This window comes from Camelimonas fluminis (assembly GCF_014656355.1).
In the GTDB taxonomy this organism is placed as follows: Bacteria; Pseudomonadota; Alphaproteobacteria; order Rhizobiales; family Beijerinckiaceae; genus Camelimonas; species Camelimonas fluminis.
The window spans coordinates 1-20,018 of record NZ_BNCG01000003.1 but is presented as its reverse complement, the minus strand read 5'-3'; the positions used below and the strand labels follow the sequence as shown (position 1 = coordinate 20,018).

Annotated in this window: 11 protein-coding genes; 7 read left to right on the top strand and 4 right to left on the bottom strand. The window is 64.7% G+C overall.

Annotated elements, in window-relative coordinates; all coding sequences use genetic code 11:
- The first annotated feature begins 36 nt into the window (after nt 1–36).
- From IE243_RS05405 to IE243_RS05395, 3 genes are all read left to right on the top strand, one after another.
- Nucleotides 37–1,563: an alanine/glycine:cation symporter family protein gene (locus tag IE243_RS05405; protein WP_191318624.1), complete on the top strand. Its 1,527-nt coding sequence runs from the start codon at nt 37–39 to the stop codon at nt 1,561–1,563.
- 78 nt (nt 1,564–1,641) lie between these two features.
- Nucleotides 1,642–1,932, top strand: coding sequence for an Rdx family protein (locus tag IE243_RS05400; RefSeq protein ID WP_191318340.1), 291 nt, complete (start codon nt 1,642–1,644; stop codon nt 1,930–1,932).
- A gap of 329 nt (nt 1,933–2,261) precedes the next feature.
- On the top strand, nt 2,262–3,761 hold the full coding sequence (locus IE243_RS05395; RefSeq protein ID WP_244642806.1) for an APC family permease: 1,500 nt from the start codon (nt 2,262–2,264) through the stop codon (nt 3,759–3,761).
- Nucleotides 3,762–3,818: 57 nt separating this feature from the next.
- On the opposite strand, the gene IE243_RS05390 is transcribed toward IE243_RS05395, so the two are convergent.
- Nucleotides 3,819–4,154: a hypothetical protein gene (locus tag IE243_RS05390; RefSeq protein WP_191318339.1), complete on the bottom strand. Its 336-nt coding sequence runs from the start codon at nt 4,152–4,154 to the stop codon at nt 3,819–3,821.
- A gap of 365 nt (nt 4,155–4,519) precedes the next feature.
- On the opposite strand from IE243_RS05390, the gene IE243_RS05385 reads away from it, so the two are divergent.
- From IE243_RS05385 to IE243_RS05375, 3 genes are all read left to right on the top strand, one after another.
- Entirely contained in the window at nt 4,520–7,144 is a 2,625-nt protein-coding gene (locus IE243_RS05385) for a ligase-associated DNA damage response DEXH box helicase (RefSeq protein ID WP_191318622.1), read from the top strand.
- Nucleotides 7,145–7,151: 7 nt separating this feature from the next.
- A complete protein-coding gene (gene pdeM / locus IE243_RS05380; protein ID WP_373301571.1) occupies nt 7,152–7,901 on the top strand; it encodes a ligase-associated DNA damage response endonuclease PdeM in 750 nt (249 codons plus the stop codon).
- Nucleotides 7,902–8,298: 397 nt separating this feature from the next.
- Complete coding sequence (locus IE243_RS05375; RefSeq protein WP_373301598.1) at nt 8,299–9,210, top strand: 3'-5' exonuclease; 912 nt, start codon at nt 8,299–8,301, stop codon at nt 9,208–9,210.
- A 215-nt stretch (nt 9,211–9,425) separates the two neighbouring features.
- On the opposite strand, the gene IE243_RS05370 is transcribed toward IE243_RS05375, so the two are convergent.
- The 3 genes from IE243_RS05370 to IE243_RS05360 all read right to left on the bottom strand — a co-directional run bounded on the left by IE243_RS05370 (nt 9,426) and on the right by IE243_RS05360 (nt 18,204).
- Nucleotides 9,426–10,049 carry a hypothetical protein gene (locus IE243_RS05370; RefSeq protein ID WP_191318337.1) on the bottom strand — a complete coding sequence of 208 codons (624 nt, stop codon included), beginning with the start codon at nt 10,047–10,049 and terminating at the stop codon, nt 9,426–9,428.
- Nucleotides 10,050–10,167: 118 nt separating this feature from the next.
- Nucleotides 10,168–13,071 carry a hypothetical protein gene (locus IE243_RS05365; protein ID WP_191318336.1) on the bottom strand — a complete coding sequence of 968 codons (2,904 nt, stop codon included), beginning with the start codon at nt 13,069–13,071 and terminating at the stop codon, nt 10,168–10,170.
- A gap of 321 nt (nt 13,072–13,392) precedes the next feature.
- On the bottom strand, nt 13,393–18,204 hold the full coding sequence (locus IE243_RS05360; RefSeq protein ID WP_191318335.1) for an RHS repeat-associated core domain-containing protein: 4,812 nt from the start codon (nt 18,202–18,204) through the stop codon (nt 13,393–13,395).
- A gap of 177 nt (nt 18,205–18,381) precedes the next feature.
- On the opposite strand from IE243_RS05360, the gene IE243_RS05355 reads away from it, so the two are divergent.
- Nucleotides 18,382–19,986, top strand: a complete 1,605-nt coding sequence (locus IE243_RS05355) for a hypothetical protein (RefSeq protein WP_191318334.1) — start codon at nt 18,382–18,384, stop codon at nt 19,984–19,986.
- The last annotated feature ends 32 nt before the right edge of the window (nt 19,987–20,018 follow it).

Sequence of the window (20,018 nt, the reverse complement as noted above, 5' to 3'; positions counted from 1 at the left end):
ATAATTGACAGTTTTATTCATGTCTGGAGCTTCATGCTGAAGAGCGACATCAGTTTTGTTAATAATATTCTTTGGGGCGACGTGCTGACATATATGCTCCTCGGCGCGGGAGGATTGTTTACGTTGCGCCTGCGGCTGGTGCAGCTCCGCCGCTTTCCCGAGATGTTTCGCGCCCTGGCGCGCCCGGCGGTCAGCGATCCGGCCGGCATTTCGCCTTTTCAGGCGTTGTGCGCCTCGCTGGCCGCGCGGGTTGGCACCGGCAATGTAGCCGGCGTGGCGGTGGCGCTCTATCTCGGCGGTCCAGGCGCCACGTTCTGGATGTGGCTGGTGGCCGGGCTCGGCATGGCGACGGCCTTCGCCGAAAGCTCCCTGGCGCAACTGTTCAAGGTTCGCGACGGCGCCGGAGCCTATCGCGGCGGGCCGGCCTTCTACATCGCGCGTGGTCTGAAGGCGCCGCGCGCCGCCACGGCGTTCGCCATCTGTCTGATCATCGTTTTTGGCCTGGTTTTCAACGCGGTGCAGGCCAATTCCATTGCGGGCGCCGCGCAGGAGGCGTTCGGCGTCGCGCCGCTCTGGTCGGGCGTCGCCACAACGCTCGCGGCGGCTCTGGTCATTGCCGGCGGCGTCGCCGGGGTGGCGCGCTTTTCCGGCGTCGTGGTGCCGTTGATGGCTGGCGCCTATATCGCCGTGGCGCTGGTCGTGCTGGCGCTCAACGCGGACCAGACCCTGGACCTGCTGAAGCTGATCATTTCCAGCGCCTTCGGTCTGGATCAGGCGGCCGGCGGCGTCGCCGGCGGCATGACGGCGGCGATGATGAACGGCGTCCGTCGCGGGCTGTTCTCCAATGAGGCCGGCATGGGCTCCGCGCCCAATATCGCCGCCGTGGCGACGCCCAGTCCACACCATCCGTGCAGTCAGGGTTTCGTTCAGGCGTTCGGCGTGTTCATCGACACGCTGGTGATTTGCACCGCCACGGCCCTGCTGATTTTGCTTTCCGGAAAGCTGCAGCCCGGCTCTGGCGTCACCGGCGTCCAGCTGACCCAGCAGGCCATGGGCGTGCATCTGGGCGTCTGGGGGGCGCCGTTCGTCAGCATCGCCATCACCTGTTTTGCCTTCACGTCCATCGCCGGCAACTACGCCTGCGCCGAAGGCGCGCTCGTTTATCTGCGCTGCGACGGGCGCGTCGGCCGGCTGCTGCTGCGTCTTGGCCTGCTGGGCATGACCCTGTGGGGCGCCGTTGTGCAGGTGACGACGGTGTTCGATCTGGCCGATGTGTCGATGGGCTTCATGGCCGCCATCAACCTCGTCGCCATCGTGCTGCTGTCCGGCGTGGTGGTCCGGCTGGCGCGCGACTACCTCGCCCAGCGCGACGCCGGCCGCGAGCCGGATTTCGATCCGCAGCTGTTGCCGGAACTGGCGGATGTCATCGAGCCGGGCGTCTGGGACGCGCCGTCGTCCGTCGCCGGGCGCCCCGGTCCCGTTGCGGCCGCCGGCCCACAGGCGGCGAGCGTGGCGACGCCGCTGGGCGACCTCGACGTTGCGCGCGGGCGGCAGGGGGCGTGAGACAACGGACGCGGCGGATCTGGCCCGGATCATACGGTCGTGCAAGGGTCCCGGCCATTGCAACAGGAGGATGTTCCGATGGCCGGCCCCCGCGTCTCGATTGAATTTTGCACGCAGTGCCAGTGGCTGCTGCGCTCGGCCTGGATGGCCCAGGAGCTGCTGTCCACCTTTGGTCAGGATCTGGGCGAAGTGGCGCTGCTGCCCAGGACCGGCGGCGTGTTTCGCATCCAGGTCAACGACAGTCTGATCTGGGACCGTACGGTGGACGGCGGGTTCCCGGACGCGAAGACCCTGAAACAGCGGGTGCGGGATCTGATTGATCCGGACCGGCCGCTTGGCCATTCCGACCGCCCGGCGAGCGGAAGTTGAGGGCGTCAGAGCGTTTTTCAGCGGGACGGCCGCCGCGTCGCCTGCGCGTCAATTCAGGGAGATGGAACGGCTTTCCGATCCCTGTTGACCGGAGCCTGCGCTGGCGGCGGGACAGCGGGATCGGACCATTGCCCGGAGTTTGGTTGTGAACGCCTCCAGCGCCGCCGTGGAGGTTTCCGGAATGTGGGCCGCCTGAGGCGGCCTGGATATTCGCCGACGCCCTGCGGGCGTGACGGATCGGGTGACTTTCGGAGCCGGGCCTGAGGCCGGCTTCCGGAGGCGATCCCATGGGGGAGGGGGAGCAACACGCCTTCAACAGGAGGGTATGCATGGCATTGTCGGAATACGCCCAGCAGATGCTGCGCCGCAAAAGTATTGACGCACTCCGGGCGGTGGCTGAGTCCGGAGAGGGGGCGGGGCTGAAACGGTCGCTAGGCGTGACGCGTCTGGCGCTGATCGGGGTCAGCAGCACGATTGGCACCGGAATTTTCTTTATCTTTGGGGTGGCGACGCCGCTGGCCGGGCCTGCGGTGGTGCTGGCGTTCATTCTCGCCGGTCTCGCGGCGGCGCTCAGCGCGTTGTGTTACGCCGAACTGGTGTCGGCGCTGCCGACCGCCGGCTCGGCCTATTCCGCCGCTTATGCGGCGCTCGGCGAGGCCGCGGCGTTTCTGGTGGCCAGTTGCCTGCTGCTTGAATATGGCGTCGCCACATCGGCCATCGCCGTGACCTGGGGGCAGTATCTGAACCAGATGGGCGAATATCTGTTCGGCTGGAGCCTGCCGCATATCCTCTCGGCGCCGCCGGCCCAGGGCGGTCTGGTCAATTTGCCAGCGGTCACCCTGATCGGAATGGCCTGCCTGCTGCTGTTGCGGGGCGCGCGGGAGTCGGCGACGGTCAACGCCATCATGGTGCTGGTCAAGGTCGGCGTGCTGGTGATGTTCATCACGGTGGGCGCCACCGCGTTCAACGTCGAAAATCTGCAGCCGTTCATGCCGCATGGCGTCGCCGGCGTCGGCGCGGCGGCCTCGGTGATTTTCTTCGCCTATGTCGGCATCGACAGCATCGCCACGGCCGGCGAGGAGGCGATCAACCCCCGACGCACCTTGCCGCTGGCGACCATGATCGCTTTTTTCGTCGTCACCGGCCTGTATGTGGCGGTGGCCATTGTCGCGGTCGGCGCGCAACCGGCGTCTGAATTCGCCGGCCAGGCGGCGGGGCTCGCCGTGATCCTGCAGAACGTGACCCAGGCGCGGTGGCCGTCGATCGTGCTGACCGCCGGCGCCATCGTCTCCATTTTCAGCATCGCCCTGGTGCTGCTGTTCAGCCAGACGCGGGTGCTGTACGCGGTGAGCCGCGACGGCTTGCTGCCGCCGCTGTTCTGCCGGGTCGACGCCCGCACGGGCGTTCCGGCCCTGAACACGGTGACGGTGGCGGCGTTGAGCGCCGTGCTGTCCGGCTTCTTCCCGCTTGGCATTCTGGCGGAAATGGTGTCGGTGGGCACCCTCGGCGCCTTTGTCATGGCCGCGCTCAGCGTCATTGCCCTGCGGGTGCGCCAGCCGGATCTGCCGCGCAGCTTCCGCCTGCCGCTCTATCCGTTCACGCCGCTGGCCAGCATCGGATTGTGCCTCTACCTGCTGTCGGGCCTCGCGCCATTGACCCTCGGCCTGTTTGGTCTGTGGCTGGTTGCGGCGGGCGCGGTTTACGTTCGCTACGGCATGCGCCGCTCGCATCTTGGGGCGGGCAAGCCGCAGGACGACCTGGCGGGCGTTGGAGTCGCCACGCATGACGGCGTGGCGCCGGCTGCACTCGCCGCTGGACAGGGCGGCTGACGCAAAAAGGCGGGAAGCCAATGGCCTCCCGCCACCGACGGCTGGTTCAGCCGCCGCTTATTCACATATCCGCACGGCGCGGTAGCGGATGACATTGCCCCACGGATCAACCACCGGCTCCCGCGAGACGTAGCAGGCGGGCGCCGCCGTCATGGCGCTGGCGGCAATGGCGCCCAGGGCGAGGCCGCCGATCAGGCCGGCGCCGCCGTAGACATAGCCGGGGCGATAGACATGCCCGTGGCGATGATGGTGTCCATAACCGTGACCATGTCCATGTCCATGTCCGTGGCCCGGGCCGGCGCTGGCTGGCGTGGCGGCGGCGAGGGCGAAGCCGCCAATGGCGGCGGCGACAACGGCGATGACGGCCTTGCGGGTGGTGGCGGCGACGTTCATGACATCCTCCATCTGCTGCGGCGCCGCTGGTTGCTGTTTCTGGCGCCCTGATGCTCATGGGTCGCTGCGAGGCCCGCGACGGTTCACGCCGGACGTGAAAATTTTTCAGAAAAATTCGCCTGCGCCGGAGCGGCGGCCCGGCGTAAGCTGACTGGCGGCGGTGAACCGTCGCCGCTCCCGCTGCGTTTCACCTGTGAGGCGGTGGTGCGCGGCAGGCCGTCCCGCGCGCACATTTTCGAGGCAGGTGGAATACGCATTACATGCGGAGAAGCGCGCGACCAACGCGCAAAAATGCGTCTGATCAAGGCGATGGAGCATTTCCCGTGAACCGGATTCCACCGGAAATGCGCGAGCAGGGAGCGCACATGCCAAAGCGACCGGCGAACAGGCGTGATGGCGCGCACCGCCTGGCCGCGGACGGCGAGGGCCGGCTGTTCGCGCTCGACGTCGACGCCACAACGCCGGCATCGCGTCCCGACCTGTTGCCGGACGCCTTCGCCGGTTGGTTCGCGGCCCGGGGCTGGCGGCCCCGGCCCCACCAGTTGCTGTTGCTTGATCTGGCGCTGGCTGGCCGCTCCACCCTGCTGGTCGCGCCCACCGGAGCCGGCAAAACCCTCGCCGGCTTTCTGCCTTCGCTGGTTGAACTGGCCGGGCGTCCCGATCAGGGCGCCGACGCCCTGCACACCCTGTACATTTCGCCGCTGAAGGCGCTGGCGGTCGACGTCGCCCGCAATCTGGAAACGCCGGTGGCGGGGATGAACCTCGACGTCCGCGTCGAGACCCGCACTGGCGATACGCCGCCGCACAAACGCGCCCGCCAGATGCGCCGGCCGCCGCACATCCTGATGACCACGCCCGAGCAACTGGCGCTGATGCTGGCCCATCCGGATTCGGAAAAGCTGTTTGGCTCCCTGCGCCGCGTCGTGCTGGATGAACTGCATGCGCTGGTGACCTCGAAACGCGGAGATTTGCTGGCGCTGGACCTGGCGCGCCTGCGCCGGCTGGCGCCCGGCCTCTCCATCACCGGCCTTTCGGCGACGGTGCGCGAACCGCAGGCGCTGGCCACCTACCTGTCCGGCGTCGGCCCGGCGGCGCCCCCGGTCGATATCGTGCGCATGGAGGGCGGCGCCCGCCCGCAGATCGCCATTCTGGGCGGGAAACGTGAACTGCCGATCGCTGGCCACACCACCGCCTGGGCGATGCCGGAGGTCTACGAGGCGATCCGCGGCCATCGCCTGACGCTGGTGTTCGTCAATACGCGCCTGCAGGCCGAGTTCACCTTTCAGGAGCTGTGGCGGCTGAACGAGGATACGCTGCCCATTGCCCTGCATCACGGTTCGCTCGACGCCACCCAGCGTCGCCGGGTGGAGGCGGCGATGGTCGACGGCCGCCTGCGCGCGGTGGTGTGCACCGCGACGCTCGATCTGGGCGTCGACTGGGGCGATGTCGATCTGGTCGTCAACCTCGGCGCGCCGAAGGGCGCCAGCCGGCTGATGCAGCGGATTGGCCGCGCCAACCACCGGCTGGACGAGCCGTCGCGGGCCTGGCTGGTTCCCTCCAACCGGTTCGAGGCGCTGGAATGCGAGGCGGCGCTGGAACTGGTGGAGGAGGCGGCGCAGGATACGCCGGACCCGCGCACTGGCGCGCTCGACGTGCTGGCCCAGCATGTGCTCGGCATGGCCGTGGCCGGGCCGTTCACCGAAGACGGCCTGTTCGCCGAAGTCAGCTCCGCCGCGCCTTACGCCGGGCTGTCGCGGGCCGATTTCGACGACGTTCTGGCCTTCGCCGCCACCGGCGGCTACGCCTTGCGCAGCTATGAGCAGTTCGCCCGCATCCGCCGCGACAGCCTTGGCCAGTGGCGCATCGCCACCGCCGCCGCCGCCCAGCGCTACCGGCTGAACGTGGGGACCATCGTCGAGGCGGCGAAGATCAAGGTGCGGCTGTCGCGCCCGACGCGGGCCCGCCGCCCGGACGGCAAGCCCGGCCTGTCGCCGCGCCCGGCGATGGGCGGCCGCATGCTGGGCGAGGTGGAGGAGGATTTCGTCGAGCAGTTGATCCCGGGCGACACTTTTATATTTGCCGGCGAAATTTTACGTTTTGAAGGCCTTGCCGCCAATGAGGCGCTGGTGACGCGGGCGACCGGGCGTGACCCGAAAATCCCCGCCTGGGCCGGGGGCAAGTTCCCGCTGTCCACTTTTCTCGCCGCCCGGGTGCGGCAATTGCTGGCTGATCCTGACAGCTGGGGGGCTCTGCCGGCGGAAGTGCGAACCTGGCTGACCTGGCAGCGGCAGCACTCGCGCCTGCCGCAGCCGGACGAACTGCTGGCGGAAACCTTTCCTCACGCCGGACGTCACTATCTGGCGGTCTGGCCGTTTGAGGGGCGGCTCGCCCACCAGACCCTCGGCATGCTGCTCACCCGACGGCTGGAGCGCGCCCGCCTGCGCCCGCTCGGCTTCGTCGCCAACGATTATGGCGTCGCCGTCTGGGCGGCGGGGGATCTGGGCGCGGCCTTCGCCACCGGCGCGTCCGGCGCGCCGCGCCTGGCGCTGGACGACCTGTTCAGCGAGGACATGCTGGGCGATGACCTTGAGGAATGGCTGGATGAATCGGCGCTGATGAAGCGCACCTTCCGCCACTGCGCCATCATCGCCGGACTCATCGAACGTCGACATCCCGGCATGGCCGCCAAAACCGGCCGCCAGGTCACCATCTCCACCGACCTCATCTACGACGTGCTGCGCCGCCACGAGCCCGACCATGTGCTGCTGCGCGCGGCGCGGCGCGACGCCGCTTCCGGCCTGCTTGATCTGAAGCGCCTCGCCGATATGCTGGCGCGTATTCGCGGACGCGTGGTCTGGCAGCCGCTCGAGCGGATTTCGCCCCTGTCCATCGCGCTTGTGCTGGAAATTGGCCGCGAATCGACGCCGGGCGACGCTGACGCCCTGCTGGCCGAAGCGGAAGGCGCGCTGGTTGACGAAGCTCTTGCCTGAGAAACTCGTGTCTGAAAAGGAGCCCCCCACCGCAGATGCGCCGGTCATCGCCGCCCCGGCGGGCGATGTTGGCGCCGCCTTCGTGCGCCTCGGCGCGACGCTGTTCCTCGCCGATCCCTCCGGCGTGCTGTTTGAGCCGCAGGCGCGGCTGCTGGTCGTCGCCGATCTGCATCTGGAGAAGGGCTCGGCCTTTGCGGCGCGCGGCGTGCTGCTGCCGCCCTGGGATACGCGCGCCACCCTGCGCCGGCTGGCCGCGGTGATCGACCGGCTACAACCCCGGACGGTGATCGCGCTCGGCGACAGTTTTCACGATGTCGGCGGCCCCTCACGGCTTGATCCGCAGGACCGGGCGCTGCTCGCCGGTCTGCGACAGGGCCGCGACTGGCTATGGGTGACCGGCAATCACGATCCGGATATTCCACCGGAGCTGGGCGGCGCCTCGGCCGATGTGTTTCGCCATGGCGGCGTCACCTTCCGCCATGCGCCGGAAGTTGCGCTGGCCGAGGCGGACGGCGTTGAACTGTGCGGCCACCTGCATCCGGTTGCCCGCCTGCGGGTGCGCGGCCGGTCGCTGCGCCGGCGCTGCTTCGCGCTTGGCGGGCGCCGCTGCATCCTGCCGGCCTTCGGCGCCTATGCCGGCGGCCTCAATGTGCGCGACGTTGCCTTTGCGCCGCTGTTCCCGAACGGGCTCGCCGTGCGTATTCTGGGTGAGCAGCGGGTGTTTGCCGCCCACGCCTCCCTGTTGTTGCCTGACTGAGAAGGGTTGGAAGCATGTTGAGGGGAACCGGACGCTACTGTTCGCGAGGGGGGAGCGCGGGCTATCCGGCGGCATTGAACCGGAGCCCCTGAACCCGGGGCCCTGAATTCGGGCCCTGAACCCAGGCCCTTGAATCCGGGTCTTGCGCCATCAATCCGCCGGATGCGTTTTCCCTTGCGTGAGGGGGCGTCTGCTTTGCAGAAATACCTGGCAAAACACCCAGGTGGAGAATCGAATGAGCAACGCCGCGCGCCAGTTCGACCTGTTCGATGATGATCCCGGCTTTCGGGAAACGCCGCGCGCCGCGCCCAAATCCCGCCGTCGCGCCGTTGCGCCCCCGATCGCCGCGCCGGCAGACGCAGCCGCCGCGCCTGCCGGCGGCGTGTCCTCCGAAGCCATGGCGCAGGCGCTGGAGCAGACCGGCGACTATCGCATTCTGCGCCGCCTGCAGCCGCGCCCGGTGATCGACCGGGCTCTCAGCCCCCTGCCGCGCCTCGCGGTGATCGTCGACACCGAGACGACCGGTCTGCGTCATGAAGCAGATGAGGTGATCGAGATCGGCGCCGTGGCCTTCACCTATGGCAACGACGGCGCCATTGGCGACGTGGTCGGCGTCTATGGCGCGCTTCAGGAGCCGTCGCGACCGATCCCGTCGGAGATCACCCGCCTCACCGGCATCACCGACGCCATGGTCGCCGGCCAGCGCATCGACGAAGCCGCGCTGGCGGCGCTGCTGGAGCCTGCGGATCTGGTCATCGCCCATAACGCTGCATTCGACCGGCCGTTCTGCGAAGGCTTGTCGCCCGTGTTCGCGGCCAGGGCATGGGCCTGTTCGGTGAAGGAGATCCCCTGGCGGGCTTATGGCTTCGAAGGCAACAAGCTGGGTTATCTGGTCGGCCAGGCGGGCCTGTTTCATGAGGGCCATCGGGCCGTCGATGACTGTCACGCCCTGCTGGAAGTGCTGGCCAGGCCCGTCCGCTCCCGTGAGGATGGGGAGGAAAATGCTCCCGACGGGACAGCAACGCCAGCCGTGCAGACGCCTTTCGCCGCGCTGCTCGCCGCCAGCCAGCGCATCACCGTGCGCATCTGGGCGGAGCGCAGCCCCTTCGACATGAAGGACCAGCTGAAAGCGCGCGGCTACCGCTGGTCCGATGGCTCCGACGGCCGTCCCAAGGCGTGGTGGACCGAAGTGCCGGAAGAGGCCAGCGAGGAGGAGTTGCGCTTCCTGCGGGACGAGATTTACCAGTGGCCGGAGGCCTCGCCGTATCGCCAGGTTCTGAGCGCTCACGACCGGTTTCGCTCAGGTTAGCAACTTCGAGAAAAGTTGAGCCCATTTCGCGTGAGTAAAATGCGCCGGATGCTTCAGGTCGCCGCTGCATTCTCATGGCGGATCGCGGAGATGCCGAGGCGTCCGCGATCTGCAGTTCTCATATCAATCTGACGCTGGTCCTCGCGGACATGCGCTGCGCCGCCAGAATCTGACGCCGTGCGCTTCGCCATCCATCCTGGTCGCGTTTGCCAGGTTCAGGACGTTCTATATCCGTTGAGACGGATCTTGTACTGGTTAACGTCGCCAGAGCCCGCCAGTTGTTCGGCCAGATACAAGGTTTCTGACACATTCGTGCAGGTTACGCTGTTGGGAACTGGCAGATTGGCCTGATTGTAGGACAGGCCATCCTGATTGAGGTTCGTGTAGCCCATCCACCAGTTGTTGTGGCCGCCTCCCTGCTTTCCCTCGCCAACATAAATATTGATCTTTGATGTGACAACTCCGGTTTTGGCGACGTCTCCACCAAATGTCACGGTCAGCCCGAAGTAGAAATTGAGTTTGTCGGGGCGCGGTGTGTTTTTATCGGCGAAGGGGGAGAAGACATGGTCTTCTCCCCCGCACGTGTCGACGAAGGAATTGGCCGCGTCGGAGGACCCACTCCGGTCGACGTCGACAACGATTGTGAAGGTTCCGCTGCCGTCTTGCGCAGAAATCGGCACATCCGGGCTATCCCCGCTGCCGTCGTAGAAACTTCCACTGATGTATTCAAGTGTCGATCCTTGAGGTAAATTCAGTAGAAATTCATTTTCGTCATTAGCATTTGATGTAATAACTGGCATGATTTCCTCGTCATATGTATTGGAGTAAATTCCGTTCATGCTGAACCGGATTCTGTCCATCTGCTTGAGTTGACGTATGGTCCGCACGCGAAGTGGGCTTCGCCCCGGCGGCGCTCGCGCTTTGCAGGTCGCGGATGCGCCGACGTCGCCCCAGGCCTCAGGTCCCCATTTTCCAGAGCAGCGACGCATCGCCTTTGGCCCAGGCCTTCAGGAGAACGGCGTTTCCCGGGCTGTCGGGCAGCGCGGCGTATGTGACGGCGCCATTGTCGGTCGCGGGCATGCTGGAATCGCTGGACTGGCCGGGATTGACGCCGACAAGCACGGCTTCCTTCGACCAGACCGGGCGAAGCGTCACGTTTCGGGTGGTGCTGCTGCTGTTCCAGGAGGCCGGCGCGCAGATGAGGGCGCCGGAAAAGGCGCTGTCATAAACGATGGCGCGCTTGCAGGCGGTGTCATTGTCGAATGACATGCTGAATACCGGAGAGATCGTCGTCGCGGAGCCGCTGATGTTGTAGACGCCGACCAGATTTATGGTCATGGACGTTGTCGCCGTGTCGGCCATGACGTTCTGGAAGGTCAGATCCGCGACGGTCGCCGACGCCAAAGCGCTGCTCGGCGCGGGGCGCCGGCTGCTGATGTTGTATGAAATCTCGGCCCCGCCAACCGGATAACTCTGCGCACTGTCGGTCGTATCGGATGCGTTGGTTCCGCCTGTTCCTGGACGGGCGGGGTTCCAGTCGCTCATGGTCGTCAGGTTGTACTGCGGCGGCGTCGTGTCGGCGGGCAGGCAGATTGGATACGCATTGCCATACTCATCCGTCATCACCAGATTGATGTCGGTCCGGACGTAGCGACCGTGGAGCGTGGCGCCGAACCCGATATAACGGGTGACGGTGATGGCGTTCTCTATATCAACATCCGCAGGGTCGAACGTTGCGCCGTAGTCGATGTTGCTCTTCATGCCGTAGGAGCCGTCCCGTCCGGGCCTGGTTTTGCCAGTGAATTTCAGTGCGTCCGACGGCCACAGATACAGGCGGTAATCATAAAGCCCGTTTGTGATGGATGAATAGCAGTTGTCATTTCCCAGCGCATTGGCGTTTTGAAGCGCGAAGGTGACTTCTGTAATATAGTGCGTATCCGTAAATTCTGCCGATGGGGAAATTACATAATCTATTTGCCGATAGTAGTTTTCCTTGTATTCAGATCTCGCTGCATCATTGGCCGGTCCGTCTTCGTTTTGCCTGTCGCTGCTTGTCGGCGCGCCGGTGCAGGAGAGGCTGCCGAGGCCCAGTTTTGGCGGCGCTACCGGAGTGATGATGAGGAGCGGCGCCTTCAGCGTCCTGCCCGCTTGTGAGTAGCTTATGGCGGGAGCGTTCTGCAAGGTTACCGTGTCGTCCAGATAGCAACCTGTCGGACTGATCTCGACGCCCAGCGTCATGCGATCAAGATTGGTGGCGACGCCGTGCCGGATATAGAAATAAAGCCGGGCCCTGCCATTGCTGATCGTCGAGGCGGCGGCGTCAAGAACCGCCATCGGCGTGGCGTCGCCAAGGCTTTTCTTGCTGTATGGATTGGCGACGTCGTCAAACCCCCAGGCCGTATTCTCTGGCCACGGCGCGCCGGGCGTCAGTCGGGCAATGGCGTCGCCGCTGGCATAGTCGAGAAACAGCACCCGCGCGGCCAGCTCAGCCACGGTCGGACAGGCCGCCTGGGGGATGAGGTCGTCTCCAGCCGCGGAGACGAGGTCGAACGACAGGATGATCTCGGCCTGATGCAGGCCGTTGGCGTAGATAGCGTAGCTGGTTTCCGTGTTGGCGGACGTAATCGCGATGTTGATGACGCTTGACCATGCGTCCCTGAATTCATAGGCAATGGTCGCCGGTTCGGCCGGCGGCGGGTCGGTGAGTGGGTTCCCGTCAGCATCGACATCGCGGTCCACCGTTACCTTGACATGGCCGGTTTCCGGAAGATCGCTGGTCAGTTCGGCTGTGAAATAGCCGGGATATGATTGTCCGTCCCTGACGTGATCCTGACAGGCCAGGGTAATCTGATCCGGCGTGTCCAGATCATGGTTGCTGAATGAAGCCCGCTCCCCACTGGCCTTGAGAATAACGGAAGGGTTTCCCCCGAGCGGCCTTGGCCCGGTCCTGAACTGGACCCAGCCGCTGATGCGCAGCCGGCTGTGGCCGTCAGCCGGCGCCACGGGGGCGACCTGGGAGCCGCTGCTGCTGCCGCTGTTCTCGGTCAGTCGCGTGGCGCCAGTGCTGTCGACAACCACGGTGTCGTCGAAAATGGCTTCGACGTCATTGCTGTATCCAAAGGTGTATTGTCGCTCCTGTTTGTCAATGGATTGGTCCGGATCCTCGATCCCAGCAGTGATATTTCCGCTGCTCCACAGCGCTGAGGTGAAATGCGCTGTGGCGACGCCATCTCTATTGGCTGTAACGCTGCATTTATACAGCGGCTTACCGAATTCGTCTGTCAGCATCGTTCCCATGCTGTCGCAGAACGCCGCCTGGCCCTTGAGGGGCAGGGTCATGTCGATGAGCGTTCCAGGCACGGGAACGTCAGTCTTGGTGGTCGCAGTCGCGGCGACCGTAATGACGCTGGCCATCGTTGTCGTTTCGGGATCAAGCTTTACGGCGAGCTTGTCGGCTTTGGGTGCGATAAAGCCGATGGTGTTGGTCGGGCCAAGGCTGTCGTCGGTGGGGGTGGTGTAGGATGCAATGACCTCAACTTCCCCAGCGCTGCCGTCATACACCGTGACGGTGGCTTTGCCGCCCCGGTCGGTTAATGCCGAGTATGTCTGGGAGTCCGTGCCGGAGTCGGAGGGATAGAGGCGCGCTTGCTGATCGTCAGGAACGCCTGACTTGTGGTCTGGCATGAAAATTTCAAATACGACCAGGGCGCCGGGGCAGGGTTGACTGGCGCGCGTCAGTGTGGCGGTGAGCATGACGCCGTTCGGGGCGCCGCTGTCATTGAGGATGGGCACGTCCATGGCTCCACCCTTCAGATTCAGGGCGTAGTCGCCATGTGACTGGGTGTCGTCGCTGCCGCTCATGATCAATTCCTTGTAGAAGAATAAATTGAAATATTTATTTGGATTTAAGGCGTCTTATTTCATGTTTCGTGCATATTATTTCCGGTTTTATTGAATTTTGTGCGTTCGCGTGGTTTTCGCGCCATGGAGAGCCTGGAAGACGTTTCCGTCATGCCCTGGCGGCCAGACGTGGGCCACATGCGCCGGGCGTCGCCAGTGGCGTTGCCGGGCCGGGCTGCCGTCGGGAAAGATGTCGCTGGTGAATGCGTCATTGTGATCGCCAGGTGAGGTGAGGTGAGGTCGGTCGGGAGCAGGCCGGGCCCATGAACGGGCGTGTGGTTGTCATGCCCTGACAGGCCCTGGTTGGTGGGCGTCGGCGAGCGTTGTCGGGGGGGCGCGGCTGGCGGGGCGCGGCGACGCCAGCGTCTGGTCTTGCGGTGACGCCGGGGTCGTCGGTGCGGCGGCCATCAATGCGTGTGGAGCTGTCGCCGCGCTCCCGGCCGTGCTGGCGGCGCTTCCGGTGTCGGCGGCGCTGCCGCCCCTGCTTCCAAACAGGCCGCCAAGCCCCACCAGGAAACTCCATTTATGGATCTCATGCACGGTGTTGGCGGCTTTGGCGTCGCCGTTCGCCGCGCTGCCGGAAGAGGGCGTATCGTAGCTGGCGGCGCCGTCGTCGAGGAACTGGTCGGCGATCCCGGTCGCGCCCCAGATGGTGAATGAAGTCGCGGCCACAACGCCCGCGACAAGGCCCAGGCCAATTCCGGTGGTGGCGATCGCCGCGACGGCGGCGACAGTGGCGACAGCGGCGGCGACGGTCACCACGCTCCACAGCAGCACTTTCCACCATTTCGCCTGCCCCGTTGGATCATTGAAGTTTACCGGATCGTTGTCGCAGTATGCGAAGGGGTTGTGTCCGCCTTTTCCGAAGGGGCTTTCGCTGTCTGGCGCGATGAACCTGCCGATGGCGGGGTCATATGGCCTGTATCCGTTGCCGAGGTGCTGGAGTCCGGTTGCGGCGTCGCGGTATTGGCCGTTGTAGCCGAGCAGGGGAGCGCTGGCGGGGAGGTTTGGGGGAGCGGCTCCGTAGGGTTCGTAGGGGATTGTTGTGAAGGTCCTTGTGGCTGGTGGGGCCCATCCGGTGACGGTTCCTGCGGCGTCGGCGGCGATGATGGTGGTTCCCAGTGGCCCCTCCTCGATGGCTGCTCCGCCTGCGGCGTGGAGCCATGAGGTTGCCTCGCCGCCAGCGATGTCGCCATCGGCGGCGTCGACGATGGCTGCGAGGGCGTCGCCCGCGTAGAAGAAGTACCTCGGGTCGCCTTCTGCGGGGATCTGGCAGATGAGCCGGTTGAGGGCGTCGTAACGGTAGGTGGCGATGGCGACGCCGTTTTCGGCGACGCTGGCGAGGCGTCCGAAGCCGTCATGGGTGAAGACGCGCCGGCCCATTGCGGTGATGGCTCCGGCGGCGTCGGATGTCACGGTCTGGCCGTCGAGCGTATTGAGCACGAAGGGGTTGGCGGCGTCGTAGCCGCAGCTGGTGATTTCGGCGTCTCCGAGTGCCGGGCTGCGGGTGATGGCGGTGATGTTGTTGCAGGCGTCGTAGGCGTAAGCGATGGCGGCGATGGGGGTTCCGTCGCGTGTGGCGGGCGGATGTGCGCCGGCGCAGACGACGCGGCTGAGGCGCAGGCGCTTGTCGTAGGCGTAGGTGTTCTGCTGGACGACGCTTTTGTTGAGCAGGACGCTGGTTTTGGCGACGAGGCTGTTGGGGCCGTATTTCTGGCTGGCGTTTGCGATGGAGTCGCCGCCGGTGATGGTGAGCGCATCGCCGCCGGCGATGGCGATGGTGCGGTATGTCTCGCGGCCGAAGTCGTCATAGGCGATGGTGGCGGTGGCGAGGGCGGCTCCGCCTTTCGAGACGCTCCACCCGGTGATGCGTCCGCTGGCGTCGTCATGGACGTAGGCGATGGTGGAGCCGCCGCTGCGGAGGGAGCCATTGCTGGCGGTCTTGAGGCGGCCATTGGCGTCATAGGCGAAGGTGTATGTGCGCCCTGTCGGGTCGGTGTAGGTGCGGGGCCTGCCGATGGCGGTGTATGTCCATGAGGCGGTGCCGAGATCCTTGCCGGCCATGGTGATCTGCTCGGAGCTGAGCAGGCCCCATGCGTCATAGGTGCGGGTGATGGTCGAGCAGTTTCCGGGGTCGTTTTTGTCGGTCTGGGTTGCTGTCCTGAGACGTCCCGCCGGGTTTTTCGCCGGGTCGTCGTTGTCGTAATAGGTGAAGGCGTGGGAAAGGCTTCCTTTCCTGACGGTCCGGGATCTGACGGCCTCTCCCAGTTCGCTGACATAGGTGCAGTCGACGGTGTTGCCGCCGGCGATGGCGTGGGATGCGGGGCGTGTTGCGGCCCCGTCATAGGACCATGTGGCGGCCTGGTTTCCCCATGTCTGGCTGGTGACGCGGCCGAGGCCGTCATGGGTGCGCGTGGCGACGGTGGCGCTGTTGATGCTGATGGCGGTTGGCAGGGCTTTGGTGAAGGCGGTGTCGTAGGCGACGTCGACGCGGGTGCTGTCGGCGAGGTTGAGGGTTGTGGGGCGGTTCCAGTCGTCATGGCTGGCGCGGGTGATGTTGCCGGCCTCGTCGGCGTGGAGGCGCAGGCGCTTGCGTCCGTCATGGCTCATGGCGGATGCGCCGTCGGTGCGGCCGCTTGCGGTGATGCGGGTGACCGAGAAGGGCGTCTGGAGGGTGTCGTATGCGGTGACGGCCCTGCCGGCGTTGCCGGGGTCGACGTTGCGTGTCCAGGAGGCGACGCCCTTAAGGGCTACGGGGTCGAAGTCGTCGCGGCTCCATGGCCCCGCGGTGACCTGTCGCAGGTTGTTGAGCGTCCAGCTGTCATAGCCGAAGGATCCGCTGCTGGCGCTTGTCGGGGCGGTGGTTCCGGCGACGTAATCGAGGATGGTGGCGGTGTCGGGCCTTCCGAGTGCGTCATAGGAGGCGTTTGCGACGTTGAGCCACTGGTCGGCTCCGCCCGGGGCTCCGTTGCCCCTGTCGATGGCGATGAGGCGTCCGGCTCCGTCGAGGGCGAGGCGGGCCTTGCGTCCGGCGTTGTCGTCGAGGGTTGCGGAGAGGGTTGCGACGGCGTCGGCGCCGCGTTTTGCGAGGGTGTAGGCGCAACTGGTGATGTGGGCGTAGGGCGAACCTTCGGCAGCGGTGAGGGTCTGGATGCGGCCGAGCCAGTCGTAGACGCGTGTTGTGGCGACGCCGAGTTCGCTGACGCTTCGGGTGACCTGTCCGGTGCGGACGCAGAACGAGCGGCTGGCGGTCGCGGTTGCGGTTGTGCCGGCGTGGCCGGTGAAGGCCATGGTCTCGGTGAAAGTGTCGGCGGTTGTGTCGTAGGTCATGGCGAGCGCCGCGACGTCGCGGAATGCCCCGTGTTCGTCGGGCAGTTGCTCGGTGACGTTGCTGATGCGTCCGAGGTCGGCGCCGGTTGTGACATAGGCGATGGTGAGGAGGCGGAGCTTTGTCTTGACGCCGTCTGCGATGGTCTTGCCGTGGTCGAGTGTTGACGAGCGGACGTTTGTGGGAACGACGGCGTAGGGGGCGGGTCCGCTGGTCTGTCCCCCGCCGGGAATGGGGATCTTGTCCCATGCGAATTCGTGCAGTTCGGTGCGCGCGTCGAGGGGGTTTCCGGCGCTGTCCCTTGTCGCGGGATAGGTGATGGTGATGGTTTTGACGTGGCGTTTGCGTCCCGAGAGGCTGTCGGGGCAGGCGTAGGTGAAGCCGTCGGTGGTTGTGGTCTGGTTGTTGCGGGCGTCGTAATAGACGTAGTCCGTGATGACGCCGTCGGGGGTCTGCATCATGGTGCGGACGCCGTCCTGGGCGTCATAGGCGAAGGTGGTGGTCTCCGCCCGCTTGCCGCCGGTCCCGTCCGGCCCGCGCGGAGCCGCATAGGTCGTCGTCACGCTTCGCGGAAGCTGGTAGTTGTTCGGCTGGCTCGTGAAATCATTCAGTGAATTGCCGTAATAGTCCGTCACGCGCTGGCGCGATGTATTCTTTTCATAAGCCTCGATCTCGGAAACCAGCCGGTGAAAGACATCATAAGTGCGTGTGGTGACGACAGGGGTGGCGGCGCCATTCTTGTGCGTGACGGTGGAGGTGTACGCATATGGCGGGCTTTCGCCAGTATGTGCGTACAAATTGTCCATGGCGGGATTATACAGCGGTGAAGCTGAGCCGAAATGTCCGTCTCCACCGCCAAGAAAATTCTTTGTGCTGAATGCGTAGTCAAATGTCTCCACTGGCCCTCCCCCATGGGCGGTGCGGGTGAAGCTGCTCACGTAGGGCAGTGGCGTGCCCGGCCCGCCATTTGGAAAATCGTGGCCGGAGATCCTGTAGACCACCTGTTCCACCATTCCGAGAGGATAGGCGACCTGATTGAGCACCGGTCCCTGCGACGGCGACGTGTCATAGCCGAAGGTCCACGCCCAGCTTTGCGGCTTTCCGCCAGCGTCCTTGCCGGTCGCGGTGAGCGAGCGCAACTGGTCCATGGCGATGGCGCCGGCATAGACCACCTGGCTGGCCGAGCCAGGCCACAGGGTCAGGGTGAAGCCGGTCGGGGAGTAGGTCGCGGACAGGACTTTCACGTTGTTGTTGTCCCGGATGGCGCTGATCAGCAACCTGTCCGGATTGTTGCGGTCCTCCTGCCAGTCGAGGTTGAAGGCAGCGCCGCCTGGGGCGTAAATCGTGACGGGAACCTTGACAGTATGGGCGTCGCCCGGGCCTTTCAGGATCTCGATGGTTCCATCGCCGTGATCAACCCTGTACCAGCTGGCGTCTGACGACAGTTTCAGTGACGTCAGCTTGGCCTGGTTAAGGCTGTATTGTTGCCCGTTTTGCTGAACGGTGTAGTTTTCGCCATTCATGCAGTTGAGCACGCCCGATGCTGAATCATAGGAGCTGAAGTTAAAGGTCCAGCCTGTTCCAAGTCCGAAATTCTCGGACTGGAACGGTGCATAACCGATCATCAGCGGAAGCTTCGGGCCGCGAAAGATATTCTCGGAGCTGTGTCCGAGCGTGGCCGTGCAGGTGAACATGCCGGTGCGGGGGTCGACATTGCTCGAGACGCTGTTCACGAAGTTGTCGGAATGGGAAAAATATGCGGCCATTGGCGGGCGTCCTGCGTATCGTTGCGGATCAACCCATGATGTCATTGCAGGATATTAAATACATTTTAGTTTGAGAGCATGCGATCTATCGATAAATCGTATGTACTTTCCTTTTGTGTGTGTTCATTGATGTCGCGTGTACTCTCATTGAGCTAACGCCTGCTTATGGAGTGCATCATGCCAACCAGCCCGGTTTACAATGGGACCATGACGTTGTTGCCTGCTTCTGGCGCGAAAATCTTTCGCAACCAGATCGTGCATTGCGTCGTGACCTATACGGCGTCCGTGGACGATGAAAACCTTCCGCCAAACGCCATTGACGTCCAGATCAACATGTCCGGCGGCGTCGCTCCCGACAGCGACACCCTGCCGAAAAAGGGCGGCGACTGGGCGCTTGCGTTGCAGAAAGTCAGTGGCTCGGAGCCGGCGCAGTATCAGGGCGATTTCTATGCCTTTGCGCCGACTACCGGGCGTGGCGGCGAATGCGGTTTCGACATCGTCCTGAACGGCTATACCGGCGATGACAGGGCGCAATGGGACCTCCAGAGAAGCGCCGCCAACGTGAGCTGTTCGCTCGACGCGGCCGCCATCCCGGTCAATCTGACGGACGACGCGAAAGCGGACGAGCCCGTGGTCAGCAAGGTGGTGATGAAGGCGGCTGTGACAGACGCCGCGGGCGCCCCTGTGCCTGACTATGTGGTGTTCTGGTCAAGCGACATGGACCCCGATACCTTCCAGCGGGTCAATGCATTTGTCGATGAGGCGCGGCAGCATACAGCTGTCCCGGTGACCTCGGACGTTGCGCCAGGCAGCCCCGTCATTCGTGGCGTTACGGACAGCCATGGCGTCGCGAGGCTGACGTTGGCGCCCAAGAAGAAGGCGCTTTGTCTTGGCATACGGTGCTTCGCTCAGGCCACATCGCCAGTCGCGATGGATCTGGTGGCGGTTTACGACGCCACGAGTCCCGACTTCCGCTACAAGGAGCCACGGATTGATCTTGCCGACAAGGATGGCAAGTATGATCTTGATTCCATTCAGGCAAGTTTCGTGCCCCTTTCCATTGCCGCAGACGTGTTTGAGAAAGGTCAGGCTTACGATCTGTTCGTTTTTATGAATGGCCGCAACGTACAGTATCAGACATTGCTGTTCCCGCAGGATGAGGTTGAGCCAGTCGATTTGCAGGCGTTGCTCGCCAAGGCCCTGTTCCGGTCGGATTCGACAGATGAGGGTGGCAAGGAGCGCCAGAACACCGTGTATTATGTCGTCAACTCCCAGCAGGCAGGGTGCGTGACGTCACTGCACACGGCGGCGTTGCAGTGCGTGGGCGAGCCTGGTGAATTCAAGCCGGACAAGACGATCGAGCCGCGCGACCTGCCGCGACCGGTGGTTGAGGATGCAGGCCCGGTGGTGAACGCCAACACCATCCAGAATGACTTGCATCTCCAGATTCCCGTCGGAAAGGCCGGGGGCTGGACGCCGCAGGTCGGCGATACGCTCGTCTCGACGATCTATCTGTCGGGCTGGAGTCTCTGGACCGAGATGTTCGCGGGCAATGTGCTGAGCCAGAAGAAGTTGCTTGTCGAGGCGGATCTGGACGCCGCCCAAACGGTGATGACCTACGCCAGGGCCACCCTGTACGGCTATGGGCCGGATCCGCGCTCGCCCCAGAACCAGGGCGCCTTCTACGCTGAGTATTACGTCGTCAGGGATGGCGAGCATGACGTAAAACAGAACCGGATATATTCCGATTACGTAACGCTAGAGCGGTTTTCGAACGTCTAGAATCATAAGAGGTTCCCCCTTCGCGAGATTTC